Source organism: Thioalkalivibrio sp. ALE30 (assembly GCF_000377465.1).
Lineage (GTDB): Bacteria > Pseudomonadota > Gammaproteobacteria > Ectothiorhodospirales > Ectothiorhodospiraceae > Thioalkalivibrio.
The window spans coordinates 25,679-51,766 of sequence record NZ_KB898174.1 but is presented as its reverse complement, the minus strand read 5'-3'; the positions used below and the strand labels follow the sequence as shown (position 1 = coordinate 51,766).

Annotated in this window: 27 protein-coding genes; 11 read left to right on the top strand and 16 right to left on the bottom strand. The window is 70.0% G+C overall.

Annotated features, from left to right (window positions below; genetic code table 11):
- Positions 1-2 precede the first annotated feature (2 nt).
- From hprK to D107_RS0110480, 12 genes are all read right to left on the bottom strand, one after another.
- A complete protein-coding gene (gene hprK / locus D107_RS0110535; protein WP_018881414.1) occupies positions 3-1,034 on the bottom strand; it encodes an HPr(Ser) kinase/phosphatase in 1,032 nt (343 codons plus the stop codon).
- Between the two features lie 51 nt (positions 1,035-1,085).
- Positions 1,086-1,553: a PTS sugar transporter subunit IIA gene (locus tag D107_RS0110530; protein ID WP_018881413.1), complete on the bottom strand. Its 468-nt coding sequence runs from the start codon at positions 1,551-1,553 to the stop codon at positions 1,086-1,088.
- A gap of 3 nt (positions 1,554-1,556) precedes the next feature.
- The gene (hpf, locus tag D107_RS0110525) at positions 1,557-1,895 is read right to left on the bottom strand and encodes a ribosome hibernation-promoting factor, HPF/YfiA family (protein WP_018865600.1); all 339 of its coding nucleotides are present in this window, start codon (positions 1,893-1,895) and stop codon (positions 1,557-1,559) included.
- Between the two features lie 16 nt (positions 1,896-1,911).
- Positions 1,912-3,393 carry an RNA polymerase factor sigma-54 gene (locus tag D107_RS0110520; protein ID WP_018865601.1) on the bottom strand — a complete coding sequence of 494 codons (1,482 nt, stop codon included), beginning with the start codon at positions 3,391-3,393 and terminating at the stop codon, positions 1,912-1,914.
- A gap of 88 nt (positions 3,394-3,481) precedes the next feature.
- Entirely contained in the window at positions 3,482-4,252 is a 771-nt protein-coding gene (gene lptB / locus D107_RS0110515) for an LPS export ABC transporter ATP-binding protein (protein WP_018881412.1), read from the bottom strand.
- Positions 4,249-4,776 (bottom strand): lipopolysaccharide transport periplasmic protein LptA, encoded by a 528-nt coding sequence (gene lptA / locus D107_RS0110510; RefSeq protein ID WP_018881411.1) that lies wholly within the window; start codon positions 4,774-4,776, stop codon positions 4,249-4,251. Before lptA ends, lptB begins: the two co-directional genes overlap by 4 nt.
- Positions 4,757-5,302 (bottom strand): LPS export ABC transporter periplasmic protein LptC, encoded by a 546-nt coding sequence (gene lptC / locus D107_RS0110505; protein WP_018881410.1) that lies wholly within the window; start codon positions 5,300-5,302, stop codon positions 4,757-4,759. Before lptC ends, lptA begins: the two co-directional genes overlap by 20 nt.
- A 38-nt stretch (positions 5,303-5,340) precedes the next feature.
- Complete coding sequence (locus D107_RS0110500) at positions 5,341-5,880, bottom strand: HAD family hydrolase (protein ID WP_018865605.1); 540 nt, start codon at positions 5,878-5,880, stop codon at positions 5,341-5,343.
- Positions 5,880-6,857, bottom strand: coding sequence for a KpsF/GutQ family sugar-phosphate isomerase (locus tag D107_RS0110495; protein WP_018865606.1), 978 nt, complete (start codon positions 6,855-6,857; stop codon positions 5,880-5,882). Before D107_RS0110495 ends, D107_RS0110500 begins: the two co-directional genes overlap by 1 nt.
- Positions 6,854-7,831 (bottom strand): calcium/sodium antiporter, encoded by a 978-nt coding sequence (locus D107_RS0110490; RefSeq protein ID WP_018876516.1) that lies wholly within the window; start codon positions 7,829-7,831, stop codon positions 6,854-6,856. Before D107_RS0110490 ends, D107_RS0110495 begins: the two co-directional genes overlap by 4 nt.
- 56 nt (positions 7,832-7,887) lie before the next feature.
- Positions 7,888-8,814: an NAD-dependent epimerase/dehydratase family protein gene (locus D107_RS0110485; protein WP_018878134.1), complete on the bottom strand. Its 927-nt coding sequence runs from the start codon at positions 8,812-8,814 to the stop codon at positions 7,888-7,890.
- A gap of 15 nt (positions 8,815-8,829) precedes the next feature.
- Positions 8,830-9,927 carry an LLM class flavin-dependent oxidoreductase gene (locus D107_RS0110480; RefSeq protein WP_018878135.1) on the bottom strand — a complete coding sequence of 366 codons (1,098 nt, stop codon included), beginning with the start codon at positions 9,925-9,927 and terminating at the stop codon, positions 8,830-8,832.
- Between the two features lie 102 nt (positions 9,928-10,029).
- Between D107_RS0110480 and D107_RS0110475 the strand changes: the two genes are divergently transcribed.
- From D107_RS0110475 to hisC, 11 genes are all read left to right on the top strand, one after another.
- The gene (locus tag D107_RS0110475; protein WP_018881409.1) at positions 10,030-10,683 is read left to right on the top strand and encodes a hypothetical protein; all 654 of its coding nucleotides are present in this window, start codon (positions 10,030-10,032) and stop codon (positions 10,681-10,683) included.
- 73 nt (positions 10,684-10,756) lie between these two features.
- A complete protein-coding gene (locus tag D107_RS0110470; protein ID WP_026143123.1) occupies positions 10,757-11,590 on the top strand; it encodes an ABC transporter ATP-binding protein in 834 nt (277 codons plus the stop codon).
- Positions 11,583-12,365, top strand: coding sequence for a lipid asymmetry maintenance ABC transporter permease subunit MlaE (gene mlaE / locus D107_RS0110465; RefSeq protein ID WP_017942738.1), 783 nt, complete (start codon positions 11,583-11,585; stop codon positions 12,363-12,365). Before D107_RS0110470 ends, mlaE begins: the two co-directional genes overlap by 8 nt.
- A gap of 28 nt (positions 12,366-12,393) precedes the next feature.
- Positions 12,394-12,852: an outer membrane lipid asymmetry maintenance protein MlaD gene (gene mlaD / locus D107_RS0110460; RefSeq protein ID WP_017942739.1), complete on the top strand. Its 459-nt coding sequence runs from the start codon at positions 12,394-12,396 to the stop codon at positions 12,850-12,852.
- Between the two features lie 46 nt (positions 12,853-12,898).
- Positions 12,899-13,543, top strand: coding sequence for an ABC transporter substrate-binding protein (locus D107_RS0110455; RefSeq protein WP_017942740.1), 645 nt, complete (start codon positions 12,899-12,901; stop codon positions 13,541-13,543).
- On the top strand, positions 13,540-13,857 hold the full coding sequence (locus D107_RS0110450) for a lipid asymmetry maintenance protein MlaB (RefSeq protein WP_017942741.1): 318 nt from the start codon (positions 13,540-13,542) through the stop codon (positions 13,855-13,857). The genes D107_RS0110455 and D107_RS0110450 overlap by 4 nt, the downstream gene beginning before the upstream one ends.
- A gap of 90 nt (positions 13,858-13,947) precedes the next feature.
- A complete protein-coding gene (murA, locus tag D107_RS0110445) occupies positions 13,948-15,207 on the top strand; it encodes a UDP-N-acetylglucosamine 1-carboxyvinyltransferase (protein WP_017942742.1) in 1,260 nt (419 codons plus the stop codon).
- A 37-nt stretch (positions 15,208-15,244) separates the two neighbouring features.
- The gene (gene hisG / locus D107_RS0110440; RefSeq protein ID WP_017942743.1) at positions 15,245-15,895 is read left to right on the top strand and encodes an ATP phosphoribosyltransferase; all 651 of its coding nucleotides are present in this window, start codon (positions 15,245-15,247) and stop codon (positions 15,893-15,895) included.
- An 11-nt stretch (positions 15,896-15,906) separates the two neighbouring features.
- Positions 15,907-16,974: a 3-deoxy-7-phosphoheptulonate synthase gene (locus D107_RS0110435; protein ID WP_017942744.1), complete on the top strand. Its 1,068-nt coding sequence runs from the start codon at positions 15,907-15,909 to the stop codon at positions 16,972-16,974.
- A 37-nt stretch (positions 16,975-17,011) separates the two neighbouring features.
- Positions 17,012-18,313, top strand: coding sequence for a histidinol dehydrogenase (hisD, locus tag D107_RS0110430; RefSeq protein WP_018881408.1), 1,302 nt, complete (start codon positions 17,012-17,014; stop codon positions 18,311-18,313).
- Positions 18,310-19,404: a histidinol-phosphate transaminase gene (gene hisC, locus D107_RS0110425; RefSeq protein ID WP_018880006.1), complete on the top strand. Its 1,095-nt coding sequence runs from the start codon at positions 18,310-18,312 to the stop codon at positions 19,402-19,404. Before hisD ends, hisC begins: the two co-directional genes overlap by 4 nt.
- Before the next feature lie 229 nt (positions 19,405-19,633).
- Here hisC and D107_RS0110420 read toward each other — a convergent pair whose 3' ends face one another.
- The 4 genes from D107_RS0110420 to D107_RS0110405 all read right to left on the bottom strand — a co-directional run bounded on the left by D107_RS0110420 (position 19,634) and on the right by D107_RS0110405 (position 26,088).
- Positions 19,634-24,163, bottom strand: a complete 4,530-nt coding sequence (locus D107_RS0110420; RefSeq protein ID WP_018881406.1) for a DEAD/DEAH box helicase — start codon at positions 24,161-24,163, stop codon at positions 19,634-19,636.
- Positions 24,164-24,187: 24 nt separating this feature from the next.
- Entirely contained in the window at positions 24,188-24,490 is a 303-nt protein-coding gene (locus D107_RS0110415) for a hypothetical protein (protein ID WP_018880004.1), read from the bottom strand.
- Positions 24,491-24,551: 61 nt separating this feature from the next.
- The gene (locus D107_RS0110410) at positions 24,552-25,685 is read right to left on the bottom strand and encodes an alkaline phosphatase family protein (protein ID WP_018881405.1); all 1,134 of its coding nucleotides are present in this window, start codon (positions 25,683-25,685) and stop codon (positions 24,552-24,554) included.
- Positions 25,686-25,767: 82 nt separating this feature from the next.
- Positions 25,768-26,088 (bottom strand): BolA family transcriptional regulator, encoded by a 321-nt coding sequence (locus D107_RS0110405; RefSeq protein ID WP_017925236.1) that lies wholly within the window; start codon positions 26,086-26,088, stop codon positions 25,768-25,770.

Genomic DNA, 26,088 nt, shown 5'->3' with positions numbered 1-26,088 from the left:
ACTCAGCCCTCCGGGTCCGGGTTAGGGACGGTCGTGGCGGGCACGGCCCGGTGGTAGGGCGGCTCCTCGGCCTCGCCGCTCATCTGCCGGCGCTGGCGGGCGCGCAGGTCATCCCCGGCGATGTAGCCCTGCATGTGCAGCATGTGGTTGCGCACGGCGGCCTCGATCATCACCGCGATGTTGCGACCCGGCGCCACCGGGAGGCTGATCAGCGGAATCCGCAGGCCGAGGATGTCGATCTCGCCGCGGCGCCCGTTCAGCCGGTCGTCGGGGACCGGAGAGGGCTCGCCGTGATCGCGCAGGTCGATAATCAGCCGCAGGTACTTGCCGCCCTTGATTGCGGAGTCGCCGTACATCGCGCGGATGTTCAGCACCCCCAGGCCGCGTACCTCGAGCAGGTCCTGGAGCAGGGCCGGGCAGTGACCGCGCACGATGTCGGGGGCGATGCGCGCGAACTCGGGGGCATCGTCGGCGATCAGGCGGTGCCCGCGCGAGATCAGCTCCAGCGCCACCTCGCTCTTGCCGACGCTGGAGGCCCCGCTGATCAGGACGCCGATGCCGAGGATCTCCATGAACACGCCATGGCGCACCTCGAAGTGCGCCAGACGCTGCTGCAGGAAGTAGCGCAGCAGCGCGATGATCTCGTGGCTGCTGGTGCTGGAACACAGGATCAGCGGCAGCGCCTCCTGCGGGGCATGGGGCATCTCCGAGAACGGGCAGGTGTCCTCGGCGAAGATCACCGCGGTGGTGCCGGTGCGGGCCATCTCCAGGATCAGGTCGTTGCGCTGGTCGTCGCTGAGGCCGGCGATGTAGCGGGCCTCGAAGTCCCCGATGACCTGGATGCGGTTGGGGCGGATCAGGTTGAGGTGGCCGGCCAGTGGCAGGTCATCCCCGTCCTCGCCGACGAGCTTGCGGTCGTGGGCGGCGTGCTCGCCATGCACGAAGCGCAGATCCAGGCGGTTGCCCATGGCCTGGATCAGGCTCTCCACGTTGATGTCGCGGGCAATCCCGCCTTCGCCCAGTGCCTCGTTCATGAGCAGGGCCGGCGGGGACCGGTGGCGTGGCAGGGTGCGGGGCGCACGGGATCAGCCCTCGCGGAAGCGGCGGACGAGTTCCTGTTCCAGGCTGGCGGCATCGCTGGCCCGGCGCAGGGCGGCAATGGTGTCCGGTTGCGAAAGCCCGCGCGCCAGCTGGGCCAGCAGGTCGAGGTGATCGCTGGTGGCGGCCTCCGGGACCAGCAGGGCGATCAGGATATCGACCGGCTCGTGGTCCATGGCGTCGAAGTCGACGCCGCTCTCCAGGCGCAGGACGGCCACGCGCGGAGCCTCGAGATCGGCCAGGCGGCCATGGGGGATCGCAACCCCATGGCCCAGGCCGGTGGAGCCCAGCTTTTCGCGCGCGGACAGGGCCTCGAAGATCGCGGTGCTGCCCGGTCCGCCGGCATCACCGCCGCCGGCGAGGAGTTCCGACAGGGCCTCCAGGGCCCGCTTCTGACTGGAGCATTCCGGCTCCAGGCGGATGCGCTCGGCGGTGATCAGCTCGGCAATGGACATGGGTCAGGAGGCCTGCTCGCGGTTGCGCTGGGCGCCCTCGGCCCGGTGATGATCCTTGACCTTTTCCTTGTGCTTGATCAGCTGGCGGTCGACCTTGTCGATCAGCGCGTCGATGGCGGCGTACATGTCCTCGTGGGAGGCCTCGGCGTGGATGTGATTGCCGCTGACCTGGAGATTCGCCTCGGCCTTGTTGAACTGGTTCTGGGTCTTCTCGTGGGTCAGCACGACGTGCACGTCGATGACCTTGTCGAAGTGGCGCTCCAGCTTCGCGAACTTCTCGTTGACGTAGTCGCGCAGGGCGTCGGTGAGGTCCACATGGTGGCCGGTCAGGTTGATCTGCATGGTCGGGACTCCTTGGTTACTTGTGGCCGGTGGGCATGGAGGCCATCTGCCGGCGTTCGCTGGATGAAGGGATGTGCATCGCCTCGCGGTACTTGGCCACGGTGCGACGCGCCACATTGATGCCCCGGTCCGCCAGGATCTGGGCGAGCCGGGCATCGCTGAGCGGCTTGTTCGCGGGTTCGTCGTCGATCAATTCGCGAATCATGGCACGGATGGCGGTGGCGGAACACTCGCCACCGTCGTTGGTGCCGACGTGGCTGGAGAAGAAATACTTGAACTCGAAGACTCCGCGCGGGGTGTGCATGTATTTCTGGGTGGTCACCCGGGAGATGGTCGATTCGTGCATCTCCAGGATCTCGGCGATATCGCGCAGGATCAGTGGCTGCATCGCGACCTCGCCATGTTCCAGGAAGCCTTGCTGGCGATGGACAATCGCCTCGGCGACGCGCAGCAGGGTGTCGTTGCGGCTGTGCAGGCTCTTCAGGAACCAGCGCGCCTCCTGCAGCTGGTCGCGCATGAAGGCACTGTCGCGGGCATCCGATACCTGGCGCACCATGCCGGCGTAGAGGTCGTTGATACGGATGCGTGGCGCGATCTCCGGGTTCAGCTCCACGCGCCAGCCCTCCGGGGTGTGGCGCACGTAGACATCGGGCACCACGTATTCGGAGGTGGCGGCACTGATCTGCGCGCCCGGCCGCGGGTTCAGGGTGCGGATCAAGTCCAGGGCACGCGCCAGTTCGTCCGGGTCGCGCACACCCGACTGGCGTTGCAGGGCTTTGTAATCGCGCTTGCCCAGGCTGTCCATGCCGTGTTCCAGGATCGCCCGGGCGGCCTCGCGGGCGGGGGCGTCCGGGGCCAGTTCGCGCAGCTGGATCTCCAGGCATTCGCGCAGATCGCGCGCGCCCACGCCCAGCGGGTCGCACTGCTGGATCCAGTGCAGGACTGCCTCGACCTCGTCCACGCCGACGGGTTCTTCCTCGCCGCGGCTGATGGTCTCGGCCAGCGTCTCGAGGTCGCCTTCGAGATACCCGTCGGGGCTGATCGCGTCGATCAGGGCTGCGCCGATGCGCTGGTCGCGCGGAGTCAGGTGGCTCAGGTGCAGCTGCCACAGCAGGTGGTCCTGCAGGCCCTCGCCGTCGTCGTCGCTGGTGTTTTCCAGCGGGTCGCGGTCATCCACGCCCTTGGGGGCGGGCGGCGGTTCGTAGATGTCGTCCCAGCGGCTGTCGGTGGTGAGCTCCTCGGGAATCACGTCATCGCTGGTGGTGGTGGCCTCCATGCGGTCGCCTTCCACCACCTCGCCCTCCGCGTCCAGGCGCTCGGCCCCGCCCATGTCGTCCTCGTCCTCCACCTGTTCGAGCATGGGGTTGCTCTCCAGCGCCTGCTGGATCTCCACCTGTAGTTCGAGCGTGGACAGCTGCAACAGGCGAATGGCCTGCTGCAGTTGCGGGGTCATGGTGAGCGTCTGACCCAGCTGAAGATTCAGGCCGGGTTTCAGCATTGGCTATGCGGGTCGCGGGTGACCATAAGAGCGATCTTAAATCGTGCCTCTGGTTTGTGCACCGGCGCGGGTTGTGCGCGTGCCGGCATCACAGGCGGAAATTCTCGCCGAGATAGACCCGGCGCACCTGGGGATCGGCCAGTAGCTCGTCGGGTGTCCCGGCGGCCAGCAGGCGCCCCTCGCTCAGAATATAGGCCCTGTGGCAGATCCCGAGGGTTTCGCGCACGTTGTGATCGGAGATCAGAACCCCGATGCCGCGCGCTGCAAGGTGGCGAATTACATCCTGGATATCGCCCACCGAGATCGGGTCCACCCCGGCAAAGGGCTCGTCCAGGCAGATGAATTGCGGGTCACCGGCCAGGGCGCGCGCGATCTCGGCGCGCCGGCGTTCGCCGCCGGACAGCGCGATCCCGGGGCTGTGGCGCACGGTCTCGAGCTGAAACTCCTCGATCAGCGCGTCGCCGATACGCCGGCGTTCGTGGCGGTCCAGGCCGGGGCGCAGCTCCAGCACGGCCTGCAGGTTGTCCCACACGCTCAGGCGGCGAAAGATCGAGGCCTCCTGGGGCAGGTAGCCGAGACCGGCGCGGGCGCGCACGTGGATGGGCGCGCGGGTGATGTCGTGCCCGCCCAGGGTGATGCGCCCGGCGTTAGGGCGGATCAGCCCGACCAGGCTGTAGAAGCAGGTGGTCTTGCCGGCGCCGTTGGGACCCAGCAGGCCGACCACTTCACCGGGTGCGAGGTCGACATCCACCTGGTCGAGCACGGTGCGCTGGCCGTAGCGCTTGGTCAGTTCGCGCCCGATCAGGCGATCACGGGCCTCGGCGGGTGCTGGCGCCGGGCTGGTGGCGAATGCGTTCATTCGTCGTCGCGTGGCTGGATGGTGATGCGTACGCGTTCGCTGTCGCCCTCGCCGCGTTCGGCCTCGATCACGTCGGTGGTCAGGTCGTAGGTGATGCGCTTGCCGCGCGCCTCTTCGCTGGCGGTGATCACATGGGCCTGGTCGGTGAGGATCATGCGGTCCTCGTTCAGCAGGTAGTCGATGCGCAGCGCGGTGGCGATGCGCATCTCGCCGGTCTCGGGGTCGGGGGACTCCAGGCGGGCTGGCTCGCCGTGGGCCTCCATCTCGTAGGGGCGACGATCCCGGGTACGCACGTAGACCGTGTCGGCCTCCAGCGTCATGTCGCCGCGGATCACGATCACGTCCCCGGTGTAGGTGCCCAGGCCCTGGCGTTCGTCCATCTCCGCGTGGTCGGCGGTGATCTCCACCGGCAGCGAGGGTCCCGATCCCTGCTGGCCCAGGGCCGGCGTCGCCAGCAGGGCGGAGAGGAGGCCGGCCGCCGCAAGCAGGCCCGGCAGGCGGCGGCTATTCGGGATCGGGGTCATGCGCGGGGTCCTCCTCGCTCGCCTCGCTGTAGAGCGAGTACACGTCATGGAACAGCTCTATGGTATCCGCTCGCGAGTCCACGCGCAGTCCGGTGCCACGCTGGAACAGCCCGGGCTGGTTCAGGGTGGAGAGGGCGTCCGAGGTGGCGACCATGGTGTCTGTGGCGATGCGTATATCCCGCGAGTCGATGACCGTCTGCACGCGTTCGCCGCGGGCTGGTTGTACGCCGTGGGTGGGGCCGACCAGGTCCAGGGTTTCGTCAGCCGGGCGGTGCAGGGCCGCCGGGGCGGTCCAGCGCCATTCGATACCGCCATCGGCGAACAGGTCGAGTTCCGGGTCATCCACCCACTGCGGCCCGTCGCGGCCGAATTCGCGCAGTCGGGTGCCCTGCAGCCGGTGGGTCCGCTCACCGTCGTCGCCGGTGGCGTGCAGCGTGAATCCGTCGATCTGCAGGGTCACCTCGCCCTCGGGCGGGGTGACCTCGGCGGTTGCGGGGCTTGCGCACGCCAGCGTGAACAGGATCAACGGCGGCGCCAGACCGTACCGGTTGCGTCTCCGCCGGCTCATCCGTTCAGGTAGGTCTCGAGCAGGGCGTCCAGCCGGTCCTGCGCGGCCAGCAGCCCCTCGCAGGCCTCGCGCACGGCGCCGCGCCCGCCGTGGGCCTCGGTGACCCACTGGGCGTGGCGGCATACCAGCGGGTGGGCGTCCCCGACCGCGATCCCGAGCCCGACCCGCTGCATGGCCGGCAGATCGACGATGTCGTCGCCCATGAAGGCGGCTTCCGCCGGGTCATGGCCGGTGCGCTGCAGCAACTCGTGCAGGGCCTCGCCCTTGTCGCGGCGGCCCTGGATCAGGTGCTCCACGCCCAGGTCCCGCATGCGGTGTTCGACCACCCCGGAGGTGCGCCCGGTCAGGATGGCGATGTCGAGGCCGCCGTCCAGCGCCAGGCGGATCCCGTGGCCGTCGCGGCTGTTGAAGGCCTTGTACTGCTCGCCGCCATCGCCCAGGAACAGGCTGCCGTCGGTCAGCACGCCGTCCACGTCCAGGATCAGCAGGCGTACGGCCTGCTGGCGGGTGCGCAGGGTCGCGGCATCCAGGTTCATCAGGCCACCCCGGCGCGCAGCAGGTCGTGCATGTTGATCACGCCGACCAGGCGCTGGTCGGCGTCGGTGACCGGCAGGGCGTTGATGCGCCGGCTCTCCATGGTCTCGAGTGCCGTGACCGCCAGCCAGTCGGGCTGCGCGGTGTGGCCGCCGGTGGTCATCGCCTCGCCGATGGTCAGGCCGTCCAGGCTGTGCCCGGCATCCAGGGTGCGGCGCAGGTCGCCATCGGTGAACACGCCCTGGATGCGGTCGTCGGCGCCGGCCACGATCACCAGCCCGAGGCCCTTGCGGGTGATCTCGAACAGGGCGTCCTTCAGCGGGGCCTCCGGCGTGATGCGCGGGATCGCGTCGCCGGTGTGCATGATGTCGGCGACATGCACCAGCAGCCGCCGGCCCAGCCGGCCGCCGGGGTGCGAGCGGGCGAAGTCGTTGGCGGTGAAGCCGCGTGCATCCAGTACCGCGACCGCCAGGGCGTCGCCCATCGCCAGCGCCGCGGTGGTGCTGGAGGTGGGGGCCAGGCCCAGCGGGCAGGCCTCGCGCTCGACACTGACATCGAGGTGCACGGTGGCGTCGGCGCCCAGGCGCGAGCCGGGGTTGCCGGTCATCGCGATCAGCGGCACGCCCAGGCGCCGGATCAGCGGCAGGATGGTGAGGATTTCGTCGGTCTCTCCGGAGTTCGACAGCGCGATGACCACATCCTCGCGGGTGATCATCCCGAGATCGCCATGGCTGGCCTCGCCCGGGTGCACGAAGAACGCGGGGGTGCCCGTGGAGGCCAGGGTCGCGGCCAGCTTGCTGCCAATGTGCCCGGACTTGCCCATGCCGGTGACGATCACGCGGCCCTTGCACTCGAGGATGCAGCGGCAGGCCTCGAGGAAGCTGTCGTCGATGCGCCGGGCGAGGTTGTGCACGGCCTCGGCCTCGTCGTTGAGGACGGCCAGGGCCAGGTTGCGGGTGGTTTCGGGGTTGAAGTTCATGCAGTTGCCGTAATTCCCAAATAGACAAGGTAGCTTGCGAAGGCGACGAGGAGAAGGGCGCCCTGCCAGCGCAGGATCTGTCCCCGGCGGCCCAGCGCGATCAGGAACAGGGCCACCGTCAGTGCCAGCATCACGGGATAGTCGCGTGCGAGGACGTCGGCGTCGATTGCCAGCGGCGCGATCAGGGCCGGAACCGCCAGCACCGCGAGCAGGTTGAACAGGTTGGAGCCGACCACGTTGCCGATCGCCAGCCCCGCCTCGCGGCGGAAGGCGGCGACCACCGATGTGGCCAGCTCGGGCAGGCTGGTGCCGATCGCGACGATGGTCAGGCCGATGACCAGATCGCTGACCCCCAGTTGTTCGGCGATTTCCACCGCGCCCCAGACCAGGGCCTGGCTGCTGGCCAGCAGGAGCAGTAGCCCGAACACCAGCCAGGCAATCGCGGGACCGAGGCGATCGCTGTCCGGGATGGTCTCCACCATGCCGCGCACGACTTCGGGGGCATCCTCGCCCGAGGCCTGTTGCGCGCGGCGGGCGGTCAACGCCATCCAGGCGGTGAATGCGGTCAGTCCCGCGAGCAGGGCGATGCCTTCCATCCGGCCCAGCTCGCCGCCGACCAGCAGGAGCAGGACGCCGAAGCTGACCAGCAACAGGATCGGCAGTTCGCGGCGAACCATGCCGCGGCCGATCGCCAGCGGTGCGACCACCGCGGCGGCCCCCAGCACCAGTGCGATGTTAGCGATGTTCGAACCGATCGCGTTGCCTACCGCCACGCCCGGGTTGCCCTGCAGGCTCGCGAGGACCGAGACCACGAGCTCCGGGGCCGAGGTGCCGAAGGCGACAATGGTCAGGCCGATGACCAGCGGGCTCACGCCGACCCCGCGGGCAAAGGCGGAGGCGCCGAACACGAAGCGGTCGGCACTCCAGGTCAGCAGGATCAGGCCGACGATGACGGCGGCGATGGGTAGGGCCATGGGGCAGACGGGTCCCGAACGGTCAGGCCGCGATTGTAGCGGATTGGGGCGCTGTGTCAGTGGCGCAGGCGCTCCAGGCACGCGGTGGTACTGACCCGCGGGGTCCAGCCCAGCTGCTCGCGAGCGCGGGCGCAGTCCAGCACCAGCGGGCCGTCCAGCCCGCGCACCCACCCGGGGTCGCCCGCGCGGGCGCTCAGGCGCCAGGCCAGCGGGTGCAGGGCGCGGATCAGTCCCAGGGGGACCGGTACCCCCCAGCGCCGCTGGTGGCGAGCCATGGCCCGCAGTGACCAGGCGGGTTCGGCCCCCAGATTGAAGGTGCCCTGTGTGCGGGTGGTCACGCTGCGGGCGATCGCCGCCGCGGCGTCGTCCTCCCACAGGATCTGCACCGGCTGCTCGCCCGCGGCGGGATAGAAACGTCCGCGGGCGATCTGCAGCAGCAGCGGGTGCGCATGCGGCCCGACGATCGCGGGTGGGCGCAGGATAGTCACGCGGCATTCAGGGTGTTCTCGCGCGAGGGCGCGCAGGGCCTGCTCCACGGCCACCTTGTCCTCTGCATAGGGGAAGCGCGGCCGGGTCGGGTGGTCTTCGGTCAGGGGCTGCGGGCTGTCCGGCCAGGGGCCGTAGACCGCGGCGCTGGACAGGAACACGAGGTGGCGCACGCCGGCGGCGATCGCGGTCCGAAAGACCTGATCACTGAGGGCGACATTCTGCTGCCGGACCCAGGCACGGTCGTGGCGGCGCCCGTGGCCCCCCATCAACTGGAAGGCGAGGTGCACCAGGGTGTCGACCCCGGCCAGATCCTCCGGCCGGAGCCGCGTCAGGTCGCCCACACGGGCCTCGCAGACGGCGGCGCCTCCCGGCGGGGGGAGCGCCGGCGGGGTCCGGTCCAGCGCGAGGATGCGCAGGATCGCCGGCTCGCGCGCCAGGGCGGGCAGCAGGGCCTGTCCCACGCATCCGGCCGCGCCGGTCACGGCGATATGCATGGGTCCGTGTGGCCCTCAGGTCGCGCTGCGGGCGACGGCTGGAGCGGGATCGGCGAACGCGGGCATGACCTCCTCCGCGAAGCAGTCCATGGACTCCTCGGCCAGGGCCTGCGGGACGGCGCCGGCGCCGAAGGCGAGCAGGACCTGGTCGACCCCCGCCTCGCGCAGTCCCTCGATGCGCTCGCGACACTCGGCGGGCGTGCCGACCAGCGTCATGCCCAGCATGTCGAGGATCTTGAGGTTGATCCCGGCCTTGACCAGGTGGCGGAAGCGGCCCAGCGAACGGTAGTAGTCGTAGCCCTCGATCAGGCGTTCCAGCACCGGCAGGGTCTGCTGGAACATGTGGCGGTAGAACCACTCGAACGCAGGCTTGGCCTCGCGCCGGGCGCGTTTGCCGTCCGGCAGGCACAGGACTCCAAGCGTCATGCCGACCCGCGGCGGATGGGCGATATCGGCGCGCGAGGCATCCCAGGCCTCGTGGTACAGGCGGATGTCCTCGCGGATCATCTGCCAGGGCTTGAACGGGCCCGCCAGCGCCCCGATGCCCTGCTCGGCCGCCCAGGTGAAGGATTCCGGGCTGACCGCGGCGGTCCAGATCGGCGGGTGCGGGGCCTGCACCGGGCGCGGCATCACGGGCACGTCGTCCAGGTGATGGAACGGGCCGTCCTGGGTGATGCGGCCGGTCGCGAAGGCCTGGCGCAGCGCGTCCAGCCCGGCATCGACCCGCGCGCGGGACTCGCTCATCTCGGCCCCGAATGTGGCATATTCGCGCGGCGAGAAGCCGCGTCCGATGCCGAGGTCCAGCCGACCGCCGGAGAGCTGGTCCAGCATGCCGACCCGCTGGGCCACCCGCAGCGGGTGGTGGTAGGGCAGGGGCACTACGCCGAGCCCCAGGCGCAGGTGCTCGGTGCGCTGGCTGGCGGCGGCCAGGACCAGGTCCGGCGCGGTGGAGTGCGAGAACTCCGGCATCAGGTGGTGTTCCACCAGCCAGGCGGTGCCGAAGCCCAGGCGGTCGGCCCGCTCCCACAGGCGCAGGGTGTTCTCCAGCACCTCCGATTCGGAGGTCTGCAGGAAGTCGGGCACCGAGAGTTCATGGAACAGGTCGAAGCGCATGGCGCAACTGTGCCGCGCGCACGGGGGCGATACAAGCAGACTGCGCGAGGATACGGTTACAACGTGGTGATGGTCGGGCGGTGACGGCACGGAAGGAGAGACATGACGAACGATCAGGAAGCGCTGGCGCTGCAGGCCGCCGGAGTCGCGGGCCCCGGCGAGGACTGGTGGGAAGGCTTCTTCCCGGAGGATCTGCCGCGCGAGTGGCAACTCGAGTATTACACCCACTATCACAGCCGCCTGCTGCTGCCCGCCGCGCTGTGGCTGGAGACCTCGGCCCCCGCGTTCGGCGACTGGGGCGAGGCCGTCGCCCCCGCGCTGCGGCTGACGCTCGAGTGGCCGGTGGAGGTCACGCCCGAGTCGGGGGCCGCGCGGGCGCTCGCGCTTGCCGAGGCCGCGGGCCCCTGTCTGCAGGCAGTGGCGCCGGGGCCGATGACGGCGGCGCAGGTCTCGGCAATCCGGGAGGCGCTCGAGGCGGCCGGCCTGGCGCGACTGATGGTCTATGGACCCGGTGAGCCACATACGATCACCCACGCCGAGGCGGCTTTGTTTTATCCGGCCCCGACGGGATCGACGACCGTGGGTGGAGCCTGGCAGATCACCCCCGAGCCGGGCCTGGGCGCGCCGGGCTGGCGTGCGCTGGTGGAGGCCCTGGGTGCGGCCGGCGGAAGCGGCGAGACTCCGGTCTTCCTGCGGGCCCGCCCGGACCGTCTGTCGGACTTTCGGACCATCGCCCAGCTACTGGGAATGGGATGAGCATCTCCCCGTGGGTTTGACGGTCCACCGGCCGGCGGCCAGACTTCCGGGTTCTTAATGGCGAGGAGCGCGCGTGGCTGACCCGGCAGTGGCAGACAGTCCGCATATCGTGATCGAGAACCTGCGTTTCCGGCGCGGGCGCAAGGTGGTCTTCGACGACCTGTCGATGCGTATCCCGCGCGGGCAGGTGACGACCGTGATGGGCCCCAGCGGCAGCGGCAAGACGACCCTGCTGCGCCTGATCGGCGGACAGCTGCGCCCGGACGCGGGGCGCATCTGGGTGGATGGCCAGGAGGTGGCGAAGCTCTCCACCCGCCGCCTGTACGCCCTGCGCAAGCGCATGGGCATGCTGTTCCAGAGCGGCGCGCTGCTGACCGACCTTTCCGTATTCGAGAACGTCGCCTTCCCGCTGCGCGAGCACACCGATCTGCCGGAGGATGTGCTGCACGCACTGGTGCTGCTGAAACTGGAGGCGGTGGGTCTGCGCGCGGCGCGCGAGCTGGACCCGGCCTCGCTGTCCGGGGGCATGGCCCGGCGCGTCGCCCTGGCGCGGGCCATCGCGCTGGACCCGGACCTGATCCTCTACGACGAACCGTTCACCGGGCTTGATCCGATCACCATGGGCCAGATCGTCAGCCTGATTCGCCAGACCAACGAGAGCCTGGGGCTCACCAGCGTGCTGGTCTCGCACGATGTGGCGGAGGCCATGGCGATCTCCGACCATGTGGTGCTGATCGCCAATGGCCGAGTGGTGGATGCCGGGCCGCCGGACGAGCTGGAGGCGCGCGCCTCCGACTGGAGCGCGCAGTTCCTGCAGGGCCGCCCGGACGGGCCGGTGCCGTTCCACTATCCGGGCGCGTCCTATCGCGACGACCTGCTGGGACAGGGGGAGCGCCGCGATGACTGACGCGATTGCCTCGCTGGGCCGGACCACGATCAACGCCCTGGTGGTGTTCGGTCGCGCCTTCGTCTTCCTGATGCGGGTGCTGGCGAGCCTCGATATCGTCATCCGTCGGTTCGGCCTGACACTCGCCCAGGTGTATTCGGTGGGCGTGCGCTCGCTGCTGATCATCATCGTGTCGGGGCTGTTCGTCGGCATGGTGCTCGGGTACCAGGGCTACATCACGCTGGTGAACTTCGGCGCGGCCGAGGCCCTGGGCGGGGTGGTGGCGCTGTCGCTGGTGCGCGAGTTGGGTCCGGTGGTTACCGCGCTGCTGTTCGCCGGCCGCGCCGGCTCGGCGCTGACCGCAGAGCTGGGCCTGATGAAGACCACGGAGCAGCTCTCGGCGATGGAGATGATGGCGGTGAATCCGTACCGCCGGATCTTCGCGCCACGCTTTGTCGCCGGATTCCTCTCCATGCCGCTGCTGGCGGCGATCTTCAGCGCCGTGGGGGTGATGGGGGGCTACCTCGTCGGGGTGGGGCTGCTGGGCGTGGACAGCGGCGCCTACTTCTCGCAGATGCAGTCGGTGACCGACTGGAACGAGGATGTGCTGTCCGGCGTGATCAAGAGCATCGTGTTCGGCTTCGTGGTGACCTGGATCGCGGTGTTCCAGGGCTTCAACGCGCAGCCGACCTCCGAGGGCATCTCGCGCGCGACCACGCAAACGGTGGTGGTCGCGTCGCTGGCGGTGCTGGGCCTCGATTTCATCCTGACCGGGCTGATGTTCGGCGCGGGCTGACCAACCAGTATTTCCCTAGGGTGGCAATATGAAGGTACGTTTCTTCGAACTGGCAGTGGGTGTCTTCGTACTGCTGGGCATCGGGGCGCTGTTCTACCTGGCGGTCCAGGTCAGCAACGTGACCGACTACCACGACCGCGACACCTACACGGTGACCGGCTACTTCGACAACATCGGCGGGCTCAAGACCCGGGCCCCGGTCACGGTCTCGGGTGTGCGCATCGGCCGGGTCGCGGATATCCGCTACGATCCGGAGCGCTTCCGCGCCGAGGTGACCCTCGCCATCCGCTCGGAGCACGACTATCTGCCGATGGATACGCAGGCGGCTATCCATACCGCGGGGCTGCTGGGCGAGCAGTACATCGCCCTGGAGCCGGGCGGCGACTACGAAACCCTGCAGGACGGCGACGAGCTGATGTTTACCCAGTCGGCCCTGGTGCTGGAGAACCTCATTGGTCGTTTCATGACCAACATGGGTAGTGACTGATTCGCCCAAACCCGGAGCAAGAGACATGACACGGTTGCGTGACTATATGTGGAGCCTGCCGCTGGGGCTGATGGTCCTGCTGCTGGCGGCGCCGGCCCAGGCCGACAATCCCGCCGAGATCATCCAGCAGTCCATCGACGCGGTGTACAAGGAGCTGCGCGCCAACGAGTCGCGTGCGCAGGAGGATCCGGACTTCGTGATCGGTGTCATCGAGGACAAGATCCTGCCGGGCGTGGACGTCAACGGCATGGCCCGGCTGGTCCTGGCGCGCCACTGGCGGGATGCCAGCAGCGAGCAGCAAAGCCGGTTCACCGAAGCCTTCAAGAACACGCTGCTGCAGGCCTACGGGGTGCAACTGGCCGACCATCTGGACAAGGATGTGCGCGTGATCGAGCGCCGCTCGCGCCAGGACGAGCGCATGGCGGTGGTGGCCACCGAGGTGGTGATGGGATCCGGCCAGTCGAACATCCAGGTGAACTACCGGCTGCGCCCGGTGAACGGCGAATGGAAGGTCTTCGATGTCGAGGCCGAGGGGCTCAGCTTCGTGGGCAACTTCCGCACCCGCTTCAACGAGGAGATCAACCGCGACGGTCTGGACGCCCTGATCGAGCGCCTGGAAGACGGGGACGAGAGTCTGGTCGAGGACGCGGTGGGCGATGCCATCCAGGACAACGGGGCCGGCAACCCGTGAGCGATGCACAGATCCGGGCCGATGACGGTGGCCTGGTCGTCAGCGGGCCGCTGACCTTCGCCACCGTCTCCGGGCTGGAGGCCCGGGCGTGCGGGCTGATGGCGCACCTGCCGGAGCATGCGCGGGTGGATCTGTCCCGGGCCGGACGCATCGACAGCGCCGGCGTGGCCTTCCTCGTCATCCTCTGGCGCCGGGCGCGGGAGCAGGGCCGCACGCTGGTCTTCGAACCCCTGCCGGACGGGCTCCGGCCGCTGCTGGGGCTGTATGACCTGGAGGCGATCATCACCGACTCCGCGGCCCGATCCGTGGCCTGACCCGGGCGAACGGGCGAGTGCCGCGCGGATTCGTTATCATGGCGCGTTTCGCCGGGCCATGGTCGGTCCGGCGGTGAATCCGGGCACCCCATGGACAAGCTGATCATCACCGGAGGCGGCCGACTCGAGGGTCAGGTCTGGATCTCCGGGGCCAAGAACGCCGTGTTGCCGATCCTGTCCGCCACCCTGCTGGCGGACGGGCCGATGACCATTGGCAACGTCCCGCACCTGCAGGACGTCACCACGACCATGGAGCTGCTCGGGCGCATGGGCGTAAGCCTGACGGTCAACGAGCGCATGCGCATCGAGGTCGACCCGACCACGCTGACCCAGTGTGTGGCGCCGTACGATCTGGTGAAGACCATGCGCGCCTCCATCCTGGTGCTGGGGCCGTTGCTGGCGCGCTTCGGCGAGGCCGAGGTGTCGCTCCCGGGTGGCTGTGCGATCGGCTCGCGGCCGGTGAATCTGCACTTGCGTGGCCTCGAGGCCCTGGGCGCCGAGATCGATGTCGACGGCGGCTACATCCATGCGCGCGCGGATCGCCTGAAGGGCGCGCGGGTGGTGTTCGACCAGGTCACCGTGACCGGGACCGAGAACCTGCTGATGGCCGCGACCCTGGCCGAGGGCGAGACTCTGATCGAGAACGCCGCGCGCGAGCCGGAAGTGATCGATCTGGCGGACTGCCTGACGGCGATGGGGGCGAAGATCCAGGGCGCCGGCACCGACACCATCCGGGTGCAGGGTGTGGAACGCCTGCACGGCTGCGAATACGACGTGATGCCGGACCGGATCGAGACCGGTACGTTCCTGGTCGCGGCGGCCGTGACCCGCGGGCGCGTGCGCTGCCGCAATACCCGTCCCGAGCTACTGGACGCGGTCCTGGCCAAGCTGGTCGAGGCCGGTGCCCGCGTGGATACCGGGCCCGACTGGATCGAACTGGACATGGAAGGCCGCCGGCCGAAGGCGGTGAACCTGCGTACCGCGCCGTTCCCGGCCTTCCCGACCGACATGCAGGCCCAGATGATGGTGCTGAACACGGTCGCCGAGGGCACCGGCTCGGTGGTGGAGACGGTCTTCGAGAACCGCTTCATGCACGCGCTGGAGCTGCAACGCATGGGCGCGCACATCACGATCGAGGGCAATACCGCGATCGTCGAGGGTGTGGAACGGCTGGTCGGCGCGCCGGTGATGGCGACCGACCTGCGGGCCTCGGCCAGCCTGATCATCGCCGGCCTGGTGGCCGAGGGCGAGACCGAGGTGGACCGCATCTACCATATCGACCGCGGCTACGAGTGCATCGAGGAAAAACTGAGCCAGATCGGCGCGACCATCCGTCGCGAGCCGGTCTGATACGCGACTCACACGGAACCGGACGAACGCCTGACCCATGATGGATCCCAACGCCCTGACCATCGCCCTGTCCAAGGGCCGTATCCTCAAGGACACCCTGCCGCTGCTGGCCAGCGCCGGGATTGAACTGCTGGAGGATCCGGACAAGACGCGCAAGCTGATCCTCGACACCAACCGCGAGGACGTGAAGATCGTGGTGGTGCGCGCGACCGACGTGCCGACCTATGTGCAGCACGGGGCGGCATCCATTGGCGTGGCCGGCAAGGATGTCCTGATGGAGCACGGGGCCGCGGGGCTGTACGAGCCGCTGGACCTGCACATCGCCCAGTGCCGCCTGATGCTGGCGGGGCGCCCGGGCCAGCAGCCGGACCCGCAGCAGCGCCTGCGCATCGCCACCAAGTTCGTGAACATCACGCAGAACTATTTCGCCCAGCAGGGCCGCCAGGTGGAGATCATCAAGCTCTACGGCTCGATGGAACTGGCGCCGCTGGTCGGTCTGGCCGACTACATCGTGGACCTGGTCGATACCGGGAACACCCTCAAGGCCAATGGCCTGGAGCCGCTGGAGCTGATTACCCCTATCAGTTCCCGGTTGATCGTGAACCAGGCAGCCATGAAGATGCGACATAGAACCATTCAAAATCTCATCGAGGGCCTGCGGGAGGCCGTCACGCCCGCGACGACGTAACCGAGAACACCATGACCGCCGATACCGACGACCTCCGAATCCGCGAAATCCAGGAGGTGTCCGCCCCGGACACCGTCCGCGAGGAGCTGCCGATCACCGATGCGGCCGCCGACACCGTGTTCGAGGCACGCCAGGCCTGCCATCGCATCCTGCACGGCGAGGACGATCGCCTGCAGGTGATCGTCGGCCCCTGCTCGATCCACGACGTGGATGCCGCGCTGGACTATGCCGATCACCTGAAGACCCTGCGCGAGGAACTCTCCGATGCCCTGCACATCGTGATGCGGGTGTACTTCGAGAAGCCGCGCACCACGGTCGGCTGGAAGGGCCTGATCAACGACCCGGACCTGGACGGCAGCTTCCACATCAACAAGGGCCTGCGCGTGGCGCGCGGGCTGCTGCGCGATCTGGCGGTCAAGGGCATGCCGGCGGCTACCGAATACCTCGACCTGATCAGCCCGCAGTACATCGCGGACCTGGTCGCCTGGGGCGCGATCGGCGCACGCACTACCGAGAGCCAGGTGCACCGCGAACTGGCCTCCGGCCTGTCCTGCCCGGTGGGCTTCAAGAACTCCACCGACGGCAGCCTGCGGGTGGCGATCGACGCGATCCGCTCGGCCTCGCGCCCGCACCACTTCCTGTCGGTGACCAAGGCCGGTCGCTCGGCGATCTTTTCCACCACCGGCAACGACGACTGTCACATCATCCTGCGCGGCGGCAAGCAGCCGAACTACGATGCCGCGAGCATCGAACAGGCATGCAAGGAGCTGCGCATGGCCGAGCTGCCGGAGATGGTGATGGTCGACTGCAGCCACGCGAACAGCCGCAAGGACCCGCAACAGCAGGTCGAGGTGGCACGGGTGCTGGGCGAACAGATCGCCGGCGGTGACCGACGCATCATGGGTGTGATGCTGGAGAGCCACCTGACCGGCGGCCGCCAGGACATCCTGCCCGGCAAGCCGCTGAAATACGGCCAGAGCATTACCGATGCCTGCATGGGCTGGGACGACAGCGAGGCCACCCTGCGCCTGCTGGCCGAGGCCGTGCGGGCCCGCCGCAAGACGCCCGTGCCTGCCTGACAAGACGTCCGTGCCCGTCTGAACCGAGGAATACGCCATGCCCTCCATTGCCCGACTCGATACCCAGCAGCCCGATTTCGACCAGGCCCTGGAGCACCTGCTGTCCTGGGAGTCCGTTGCCGACACCGGCGTACGCGATGCGGTGGACGAGATCCTGGGGGCCGTGCGCGCCGAGGGTGACGCGGCCGTGCTGCGCTACACCGCCAAATTCGATCGCCTCGATCGCCCTGCGGTCGCGGACCTGGAGATCCCGCACGAGCGCCTGCAGGCCGCGCTGGAGTCGATCCCGCCGGAGCAGCGCGCGGCATTGGAGACCGCCGCCGCGCGCATCCGCCAGTACGCCGAACACCAGAAGATGCAGGACTGGGACTTCACCGACGAAGACGGCACGGTCCTCGGTCAGCGCGTGACCGCGCTGGATTCCGTCGGCCTGTATGTGCCCGGTGGCAAGGCGGCCTACCCGTCCTCCGTGCTGATGAACGCGGTCCCGGCGAAGGTCGCCGGCGTCGAGCTGCTGGTGATGGTCGTGCCCGCCCCGGGCGGCGAACTGAATGATCTGGTGCTGGCCGCGGCCGCCGTGGCCGGGGTGGACCGCGTGTTCACCGTGGGCGGCGCCCAGGCGGTGGCGGCCCTGGCCTATGGCACCGATACCATCCCGGCGGTGGACAAGATCGTCGGCCCCGGCAACATCTTCGTGGCCGCGGCCAAGCGCGAGGTGTTCGGCACGGTCGGCATCGACATGATCGCCGGACCGTCGGAGATCCTGGTGGTCTGCGACGGCGAGACCGACCCGGACTGGATCGCGGCCGACCTGTTCTCGCAGGCCGAGCATGACGAACAGGCCCAGTCCATCCTGCTGTCCTGGGATGCGGCCTTCCTCGACCGCGTCGCGGAGGCCATGGACCGCCTGCTGGCCGAGATGCCGCGCGCCGAGATCATTCGCACCAGCCTCGACAAGCGCGGGGCGCTGGTGAAGGTACGCGACTCGGCCGAGGCCGTTGCCGTTGCCAACCGCATCGCCCCGGAACACCTGGAGCTGTCCGTGGCCGATCCGCAGGCGATGCTGGACGCCGGCCTGCGTCACGCCGGCGCGATCTTCATGGGCCGCTACACCTCCGAGGCCCTGGGCGACTACTGCGCCGGGCCCAACCACGTGTTGCCGACCTCGCGTACCGCGCGCTTCTCCTCGCCGCTGGGGGTGTACGACTTCCAGAAGCGCTCCAGCATCATCCACTGCTCGGCCGCGGGCGCGGCGAAGCTCGGCACGACCGCCGCCGCGCTGGCGCACGGCGAGGGCCTGACCGCGCACGCGCGATCCGCCGAACTGCGCACTCGATGACCGCCCGTGCGACCCGGACTCCGGACGCCCTGATGCGCCCGGAGGTGCTGGCGCAGCCGGCTTACCAGGTGGCCGACGCCACCGGCCTGATCAAGCTGGACGCGATGGAAAACCCGCATCCCTGGCCGGGGGAGCTGGAAGACGCCTGGCTGGCGGCCCTGCGTGATCCGCAACTGAACCGCTATCCCGACGCGCAGGCGCAGGGTCTGGCTGCACAGGTGCGCGCTGCCCACGGGGTGCCGGAAGCGGCCGGGCTGATGTTCGGCAATGGCTCCGACGAACTGATTCAGATCCTGATCACGGCGATCGCCGGCTCCGGCCGACCGGTGCTGGCCCCGGAGCCGACCTTCGTGATGTACGGGGTGCTGGCCCGTGCGCTGGGTGTGCCGTTCGTCGGCGTGCCCCTGAACGCGGACTTCACCCTGGATCTCGCGGCGATGCGCAAGGCGATGGCCGAGCACAACCCGGCCGTGGTGTTCCTCGCCTATCCCAACAATCCCACCGGGACGCTCGACGACGCCGCGACCGTGGAGACGATCGTCGACGAGAACCCGGGCGTCACCGTGGTCGACGAGGCCTACGCCCCGTTCGCTGCGCACAGCTTCCTCGCGCGCGTTGGCGAGGATGACGGGCTGATGGTGATGCGCACGGTCTCCAAGCTGGGCCTCGCCGGCGCACGGCTCGGCTATCTGGCCGGAACCCCGGCCTGGGTCGACGCGCTGGACCGCCTGCGCCTGCCGTACAACATCAACACCCTGACCCAGCGCTCCGTGGCCTTCGCCCTGGAGCACCGCGAGGCGCTGGATGCCCAGGCCCGAGGCATCATCGAGGAACGCGACCGCCTGAGCGAGCGCCTGACTGCGACGACGGGCGTCGAGCAGGTCTTTCCCAGCCAGGCCAACTTCATCCTGTTCCGGGTACGCGCCGGGGCGGGGCATGCGACCTTCGCCGCCCTGCGCGACGCCGGGATCCTGATCAAGGACGTCGGCCGCGCGCACCCCCTGCTCGCCGACTGCCTGCGCGTAACCGTCGGCCGGCCCGACGAGAACGACGCGTTCCTCGCCGCCCTAGGGCAGGTCCTCTCCACCTGACGACTTCCGGGTTGCACCACCATGGGCAGGGGCTTCGCCTGCGAGCAGGCTCCTACTGGCTGGGGGCATGTGAACGCCGCGCTGCGACGAATTTCGCCCAATCCTCCACAACCCGAAAGCCCTTCTTCCAACCTCCCCGTCTTCCTGCAGACCACAAACCGAACTTCTCCGTGGCCTCTGTGCGCTCTGTGGTGAAAAGCCCTTCCTGGCCCTTTCCCTGCAAGGTGGGTTAGCGGCGTCCGGCGGGCGGTTCCAGGCGCAGGCCGCGGACCTCGCCCATGGCACCGCCGGCGCGCAGGGCGGCGGCGAACGGGGACTGGCGGGCGGGTTCGCCGTTGATGCTCTCGATGGTGATGCCGCGGCGCTTCGGCAGCCAGGCGCTGCTGGCGAGCTGACGAATCGCCTCGGTGACGAGTGCCGCGTGGGCCTCGCCGGTGTCGATGCCGGGGATGGTCTCCCAGACGAACAGTTGGCGACCGGAGGCGGCCAGGTACAGCAGCGGCTGGCCGCCGGCCAGGGCTACCAGCGCCCCGGCGACCCGGCGCAGGCGGCCCTCGGCCGCTTCCGGCGGCTGCGGCCAGGGCAGGAGCTGGCCCCAGGGGCTGGCCGGGTCGACGCTTGCCAGCCACTGCGGTTCGGGGGTGTCGTCGGCCGCTCGTTCCAGGGCGCGCAGGCGGTCCACCGCGCCAGCGCGGGCGAACTGCGCGCCAGTCAGGCCCTCCACGAAGTGGCCGCGGCGCAGCTTGCCGGTGTCCCCCATCGCGCGGTAGACGGGATACACGCGCCCGAAGCCGCCCGGCAGGCCCTCGGCGCGGGCCATATCGCGGCTGACCACACCGTAGCGGGCCAGCAGGTTCTCGGCCTGTTCGCGGGCGCGCTCGGTCAGCGACACGCCGGGGTCGATCAGCTCGGCGACCCGTGACCAGCGCCCGCCGGCCAGACCCTGTCCCGGGCGTCGCCGGCCGCGCGCGGAGGTCCTGCGCTGGCCCAGGCTGCGCAGCGGCGCGAAGGTGTCATTGGTGATCTGCCCGGCCCAGACCAGGTCCCAGATCGCGGTTTCGATCGCGTCCTGGCGGGCATCCGGCTGTGCGCTGCGGGCCGCGCGTTCCAGCTCCAGGTAGAAGCAGGCGCCGCGCCGGTCCAGGGCCTCCAGGATCGCCTGCGCCAGCGGGTCGTCGTTGGTGGGGGTATCCGTGGCATCGGCCTCCGGCTCCAGCAGCACCATTGCCTGTTCGCGGCGCAGGAAGCGGATGCGCCCGTCGCGCTGGCCCAGCGCACCACTGCCCACCCATACGAACTCCCCGGAGGCGGTGATGCGGTCGAGCGCATCCAGCGAGAAGTCGCGCACCCGCATCGGCAGTACGTGGGCGGTCCAGGCGGACCAGGGCAGGGCGATGCCCTCCAGTTGCGTCAGCGTGTCGCGCAGGGCGCCGGCCCCGCGGCCGGGCTCGGTCAGGCCTTGCCAGGCGGGCAGGAAGCGGCCCAGCGCACGGGCATCGACCGCGGCCGCCTCGTCGCGCAGCCGCGCCAGGGTGCGGCGTTTCAGTCGCCGCAGGATGTCCAGTTCGCACCAGTCCTCGCCGGTGCCCTGCGGGCGGATCTCGCCGCGCAGCAGCACGCCGGCACGTTCCAGGCTCTCGAGCGCCGGCAGCAGGGCGCCCGGCGCGAGGCCATAGCGAGCGCCCAGGTCCTCGTTGCGGAACGGTCCGTGGGTACGGGCGTAGCGGCGCAGCAGCTGTTCCAGCGGGCGCTGCGGCGGTTCCAGGAAGGCGGCGGGCAGGCCGGGCGGGGGCACCACGCCCAGGGCATCGCGGTACAGCGCGGCGTCCTCGGAGGCGATCCAGCGCGGCGCGCCGGCGATGCGTACCTCCACCGCGCGCAGGGATCGGGTGAGCTGTTCCAGCCACGGCCCCGGCGCCTCGGCGCAGGCGGCCGCGACCTCGTCCGGGGTCAGGTCCCCGCGCCGGCGCAGCAGGTCGTGCAGCGCGTCGGCGTCTTGCACCCGGGTCGCCTCGGTGGCGTGCGCCAGCTCGGCCTCCAGCTCGGCCAGGGCCTCGGGGTCGATCAGCTCGCGCAGCTCGGCCTGGCCCAGCAGTTCGGCCAGCATGCCGCGGTCCAGCGTCAGCGCCTGGGCCTTGCGCTCGGCCATCGGCGCGTCCTGCTCGTAGATGTAGGCCGCGACGTAGGCGAACACCAGGCTGCGGGCGAACGGCGAGGCCTGCGGCGTCTCCACCTCGTGTACGCGGATGCGGCGTTCCTGCACCCCGCGCAGGATCTGGCGCAGGGCGTCCAGGTCGAACACGTCGGCCAGCACCTGGCGGTAGGTCTCCAGCACCACCGGGAAGCTCGCGTACTCGCGCACCGAGGCCAGCAGCTGCTGCGACTTCAGCCGCTGCGCCCACAGCGGGGTGCGCTGGCCGGGGCGGTTGCGTACCAGCAGCAGGGCGCGCGCCGCGTTTTCGCGAAAGGCGCTGGCGAACAGGGTGGAGTTGCCCAGCTCGCGGGTGACCGCCTCCTCCAGTTCCTCCGGGTCGGGGAACAAGGCGTCCAGCTCGGGCAGGTCCTCGCTGTCGGCCAGGCGCAGCACGATGCCGTCGTCGGTGTACATCACCTGCACCTCGAAGCCGGAGCGGCTAGTCAGCGCGCCCTGCAGGGCCAGCGCCCAGGGGGCGTGCACGCGCGCGCCGAATGGCGTCAGGATGCAGACGCGCCAGTCGCCAACCTCGTCGCGGAAGCGTTCGACCACGATGCGCTGGTCGGAGGGCAGCTGTCCGGTGGCCTCGCGCTGCTCGTCGATGTAGTCGCTGAGGGTCTCCACCGCCGCCTCCGACAGTGGCGCGTGTTCCCGGAGCCAGGCCGCGCGCTCGGCGCGGCCCATGCGTGCCAGCCGCTCGGTGGCGGCGCCGATGGCCTGGCCGAGCTGGATCGGGCGGCCGGGGCCGTCGCCATGCCAGAACGGGAGCTTGCCGACCTCGCCGGGGGCGGGGGAGACGAGCACGCGGTCACGGGTGATCGCCTCCACGTGCCAGGTGCTGGCACCCAGGGTCACGTTCTCGCCGGTCTTCAGCTCGAACACCATCTCCTCGTCCAGTTCGCCGATGCGCGGCCCGCCCTCGCCGACATGCACGCCGTACAGCCCGCGGTCGGGGATGGTCCCGGCGTTCAGGCGCGCGGCCAGTGCCGCCCCCCGGCGCGGGGTCAGCTCGTCGCGGGCGCGGTCCCAGGCGAGCCAGGGGCGCAGGTCGGCGAAGTCGGTGCTCGGGTAGTGGCCGGAGAGCATGTCCAGCGTGGCCTCGAGCAGTGGCCGCGACAGCTCGCGCCAGGGCGCGGCGCGGCGGACCAGCGCGTACAGCTCGTCCACCGTGCGCGGGCGTTCGCAGACCATCGCGACGATCTGCTGGGCGAGTACGTCCAGCGGGTTGTGCGGGGCGTGGATCGGTTCCAGCGCGCCGGCCTGCATGCGCTCGCCGATCACCGCGCATTCGAGCAGGTCGCCGCGAAAGCGCGGCAGCAGCAGCGAGCGCGAGACCTGGCCCACGCCGTGCCCGGCACGCCCGGCGCGCTGCAGCCCGCGCGCGACCGCGCCGGGGGATTCGACCATGATCACCAGGTCCACCGCGCCCATGTCGATGCCGAGCTCCAGCGAACTGGTCGCGACGATGCCGCGCAGGCGCCCGGTCTTCAGACGGCCCTCGATCTCGGCGCGGCGCTCGTGGGACACGCTGCCGTGGTGAGCGGCGACCAGGTCCTCCACCGGTTCGGCATCCTCCGGCTGTTGTTCGCGCCAGGCCTCGTTGATGCGCTGCACCAGACGCTCGCACAGCCCGCGACTGTTGACGAACACGATGGTGGATCGGTGCTCGAGGATCGCGGCCAGCAGGCGCGGCTCCAGGCGTACGGCGCGGTCGCCGCCAGCGGTGGGGAGCTGCCCGGTGCCCTGGCCGTACACCGCGCCGAGGATGGAGCCGGACGGGATTGGGCTGGTCGCCTCCGTGGCCTCGACGGTGGCGGGTGCGTGCTCGGCGGGCGGCTCCTCGGGGGCGAGGATCTCCAGGTCCAGACGCGGGGGCTCGGCGGCGTCGATCACCTCCACCTCGCGGTCGCCGCCAAGGAAGCCGCGCGCCACCTCCACCGGGTGCACGGTGGCGGACAGCCCGATGCGCTGCGGGTCCTCCCCGCAGCGTTCGGCCAGGCGTTCCAGCGACAGGGCGAGATGCGCGCCGCGCTTGTTGCCGGCCAGCGCATGCACCTCGTCGATGATCACCGTGTGGATGGACTCGAGGTTCTCCGCGGCCTTTGAGCCCAGCAGCAGGTACAGCGACTCGGGGGTGGTCACCAGGATGTCGCCGGGTTCGCGGGCCTGGGCGCGACGCTCGGCCTGCGGGGTGTCGCCGGTGCGGATGTGTACCACCGGCTCGCTTGCGCTCTCGCCTACGGTCTGGCCCAGACGCGCGGCGGTCTGCGCGATGCCGGTCAGCGGGGCGCGCAGGTTGCGTTCGATGTCGGTGGCCAGCGCCTTCAGCGGCGAGATGTACAGCACCGAGTAGCCGTGACGGGCATCCGGTGCGGGCTCGCCGGTCAGGCGGTCAATGGCGCTGAGGAACGCGGCGAGGGTCTTGCCGCTGCCGGTGGGGGCGATCAGCAGGCAGTGGTGGCCGGCCCGGATCGCGGGCCAGCCGCGCGACTGGATCGCGGTCGCCTGCCCGAAGGCCTCGCCGAACCAGGTATCGGTCGCGGGGCGAAAGGGCGTGACCGGCATCGAGGGGAAACGCCGGTGGGCGGGTCAGGCGTGGCCGACGGTGGTGTCGGTGGTGGCGTGGAAGTAGTCGCTGTCGCGCGCCAGTTCGTCGATCAGCTCGTGCAGCATGGCCAGACGGCTCTCGGCGTCCGCGAACGGGGCGCAGTCCTTGCACAACGGATCGCCGCAGGGCTGGCGGCTGTACAGCCAGAAGTGCACGGCACCGGCCAGCAGGCCGTCGGCGACGTCGCCGGTCTCGGCGGCCTGGCCGTCGTCGGCGAGCCGGTTGGCCAGCTCGATCAGGTTCTGGGCAGCGTTGTTGTAGGTCTGGTCGGCGGTGTCGTTCATGGGATCTCGAGATCGGTTTTCGGCTAGCCGCGATCTTTCGACCGCGAACAAACCCAGCAGTTTACCGCGTCTGGCCGATATTCCGAAGAAACAGGGGAATATGGCGCTCCTCGGGGGAGAGTCCGCCGTGGGCGCCAATGAAGAACGGGCCCTCGTCGTCGGCCGGCGGGTCCACCAGATAGGCGTCCTCGGCGGGCAGCAGGAGGTAGTCGCCGGCGCGCGCCCGCAGCTCGGGGTGCTCCCGGTCATGCCCCGGGGGCAGGCCCAGTGTGCCGGGGCTCAGCCAGTCGGCCGCGGGAATGACGGACACGTCCGCGCCGAAGGCCGCGTCCAGGGCCGTCAGGAAGTCCGTGTCGCGTCCTTCGCGCACGTGGGCGATGGCCGCGCGCGGCTCGCCGGTCAGGCGGTGGCGCAGGCAGGCCTGCACCGCCGGGTGCTCGCGCAGGTCCAGGCGTTGCTCCATCGTGCGCATGCCGTGGTCGGCGGTGGTCAGAAAGATGCTCTCGGGGCGCTGGATCTGCGCGCAGGTTGCGGTGTAGGCCAGGTCCAGCTGCTTCAGGTGGCGCTCCACCTCCGGGCTCTCCGGGCCGTATTGGTGTCCCAGGTGGTCGAGCTCCGACCAGTAGACGTAGGTGAAATGCGGCCCCGGCGTCGCGTTCACATGCGCGGCCACCCGTGCCGGCAGCTCGGACAGGTCCTCGAAGCCGATGAACGCGGCGGAGCCGTTCATCATGCGGTTGTACGGCGTGCCGCCGATCCAGTCCGGGCCGATCATGGTGGTGTGGCAGCCGAGCCGGTCGACCAGGCGGTCCGGTTGTACGCGGCCGGTCAGCTCGCGGTAGCCGAGCGTGGCCGGGCGGTCCTCGGTGTCGCGCTCCTGGCCCATCAGCACCGTCAGCGTGCGCTCGGCGGACGGCAGGCGGGTGTGCCAGCCGAGCAGGCCGTGCTGTGCGGGCGTGCGCCCGGTCAGGATGCTGGTAATCGCGGTGGCCGTGGTGCTGGGGAACACGGTCTCGAGGTCCGTCACGTAGTCCGCGCCCAGCAGCGGCGTGTGGCGGCGATAGCGGGTGGCGAAGCCGTCGATCAGCCACAGCACGATGTGGCGGTCCGGCCCCAGGTGTTCAGATACGCCCGCCAGCGGCGGGTGGCTGGCCGCCGGGTTCAGGCTGGCCTCGATCTGGCCGAGCAGGTCCATCAGCCCGGGCGCTTCCAGCCGGGCGCGCAGGACGTCATCCACGGCCGAGTTGGCCGCGGGGGTGTCCGCTATTGGCAAGGGATCAGGCCTTGCCGCCGTCGCCACCCATGCAGGGTGGGGAGTCGGCGACCTTGCCGGCACGCTCGAACCACTGGTCCGGGTCCAGCGTGTGCAGCGCCAGGGCATGGATGCCCCCGGCCAGCTCGTCGGCCAGGGCCTGATTCACCAGCCGGTGCCGCGCGATCAGCTTCTGATCACGAAAGGCCTCGGACACCACCGTCACTTTGAAATGCGACTCCGAACCCGGCGGCACGTTGTGCATGTGGCTCTCGTTCACCACCTCCAGATGCTCGGGCGCAAAGCGCTCCTCCAGCTTCCGGGTAATGGTCTCCTGCATGCTCAT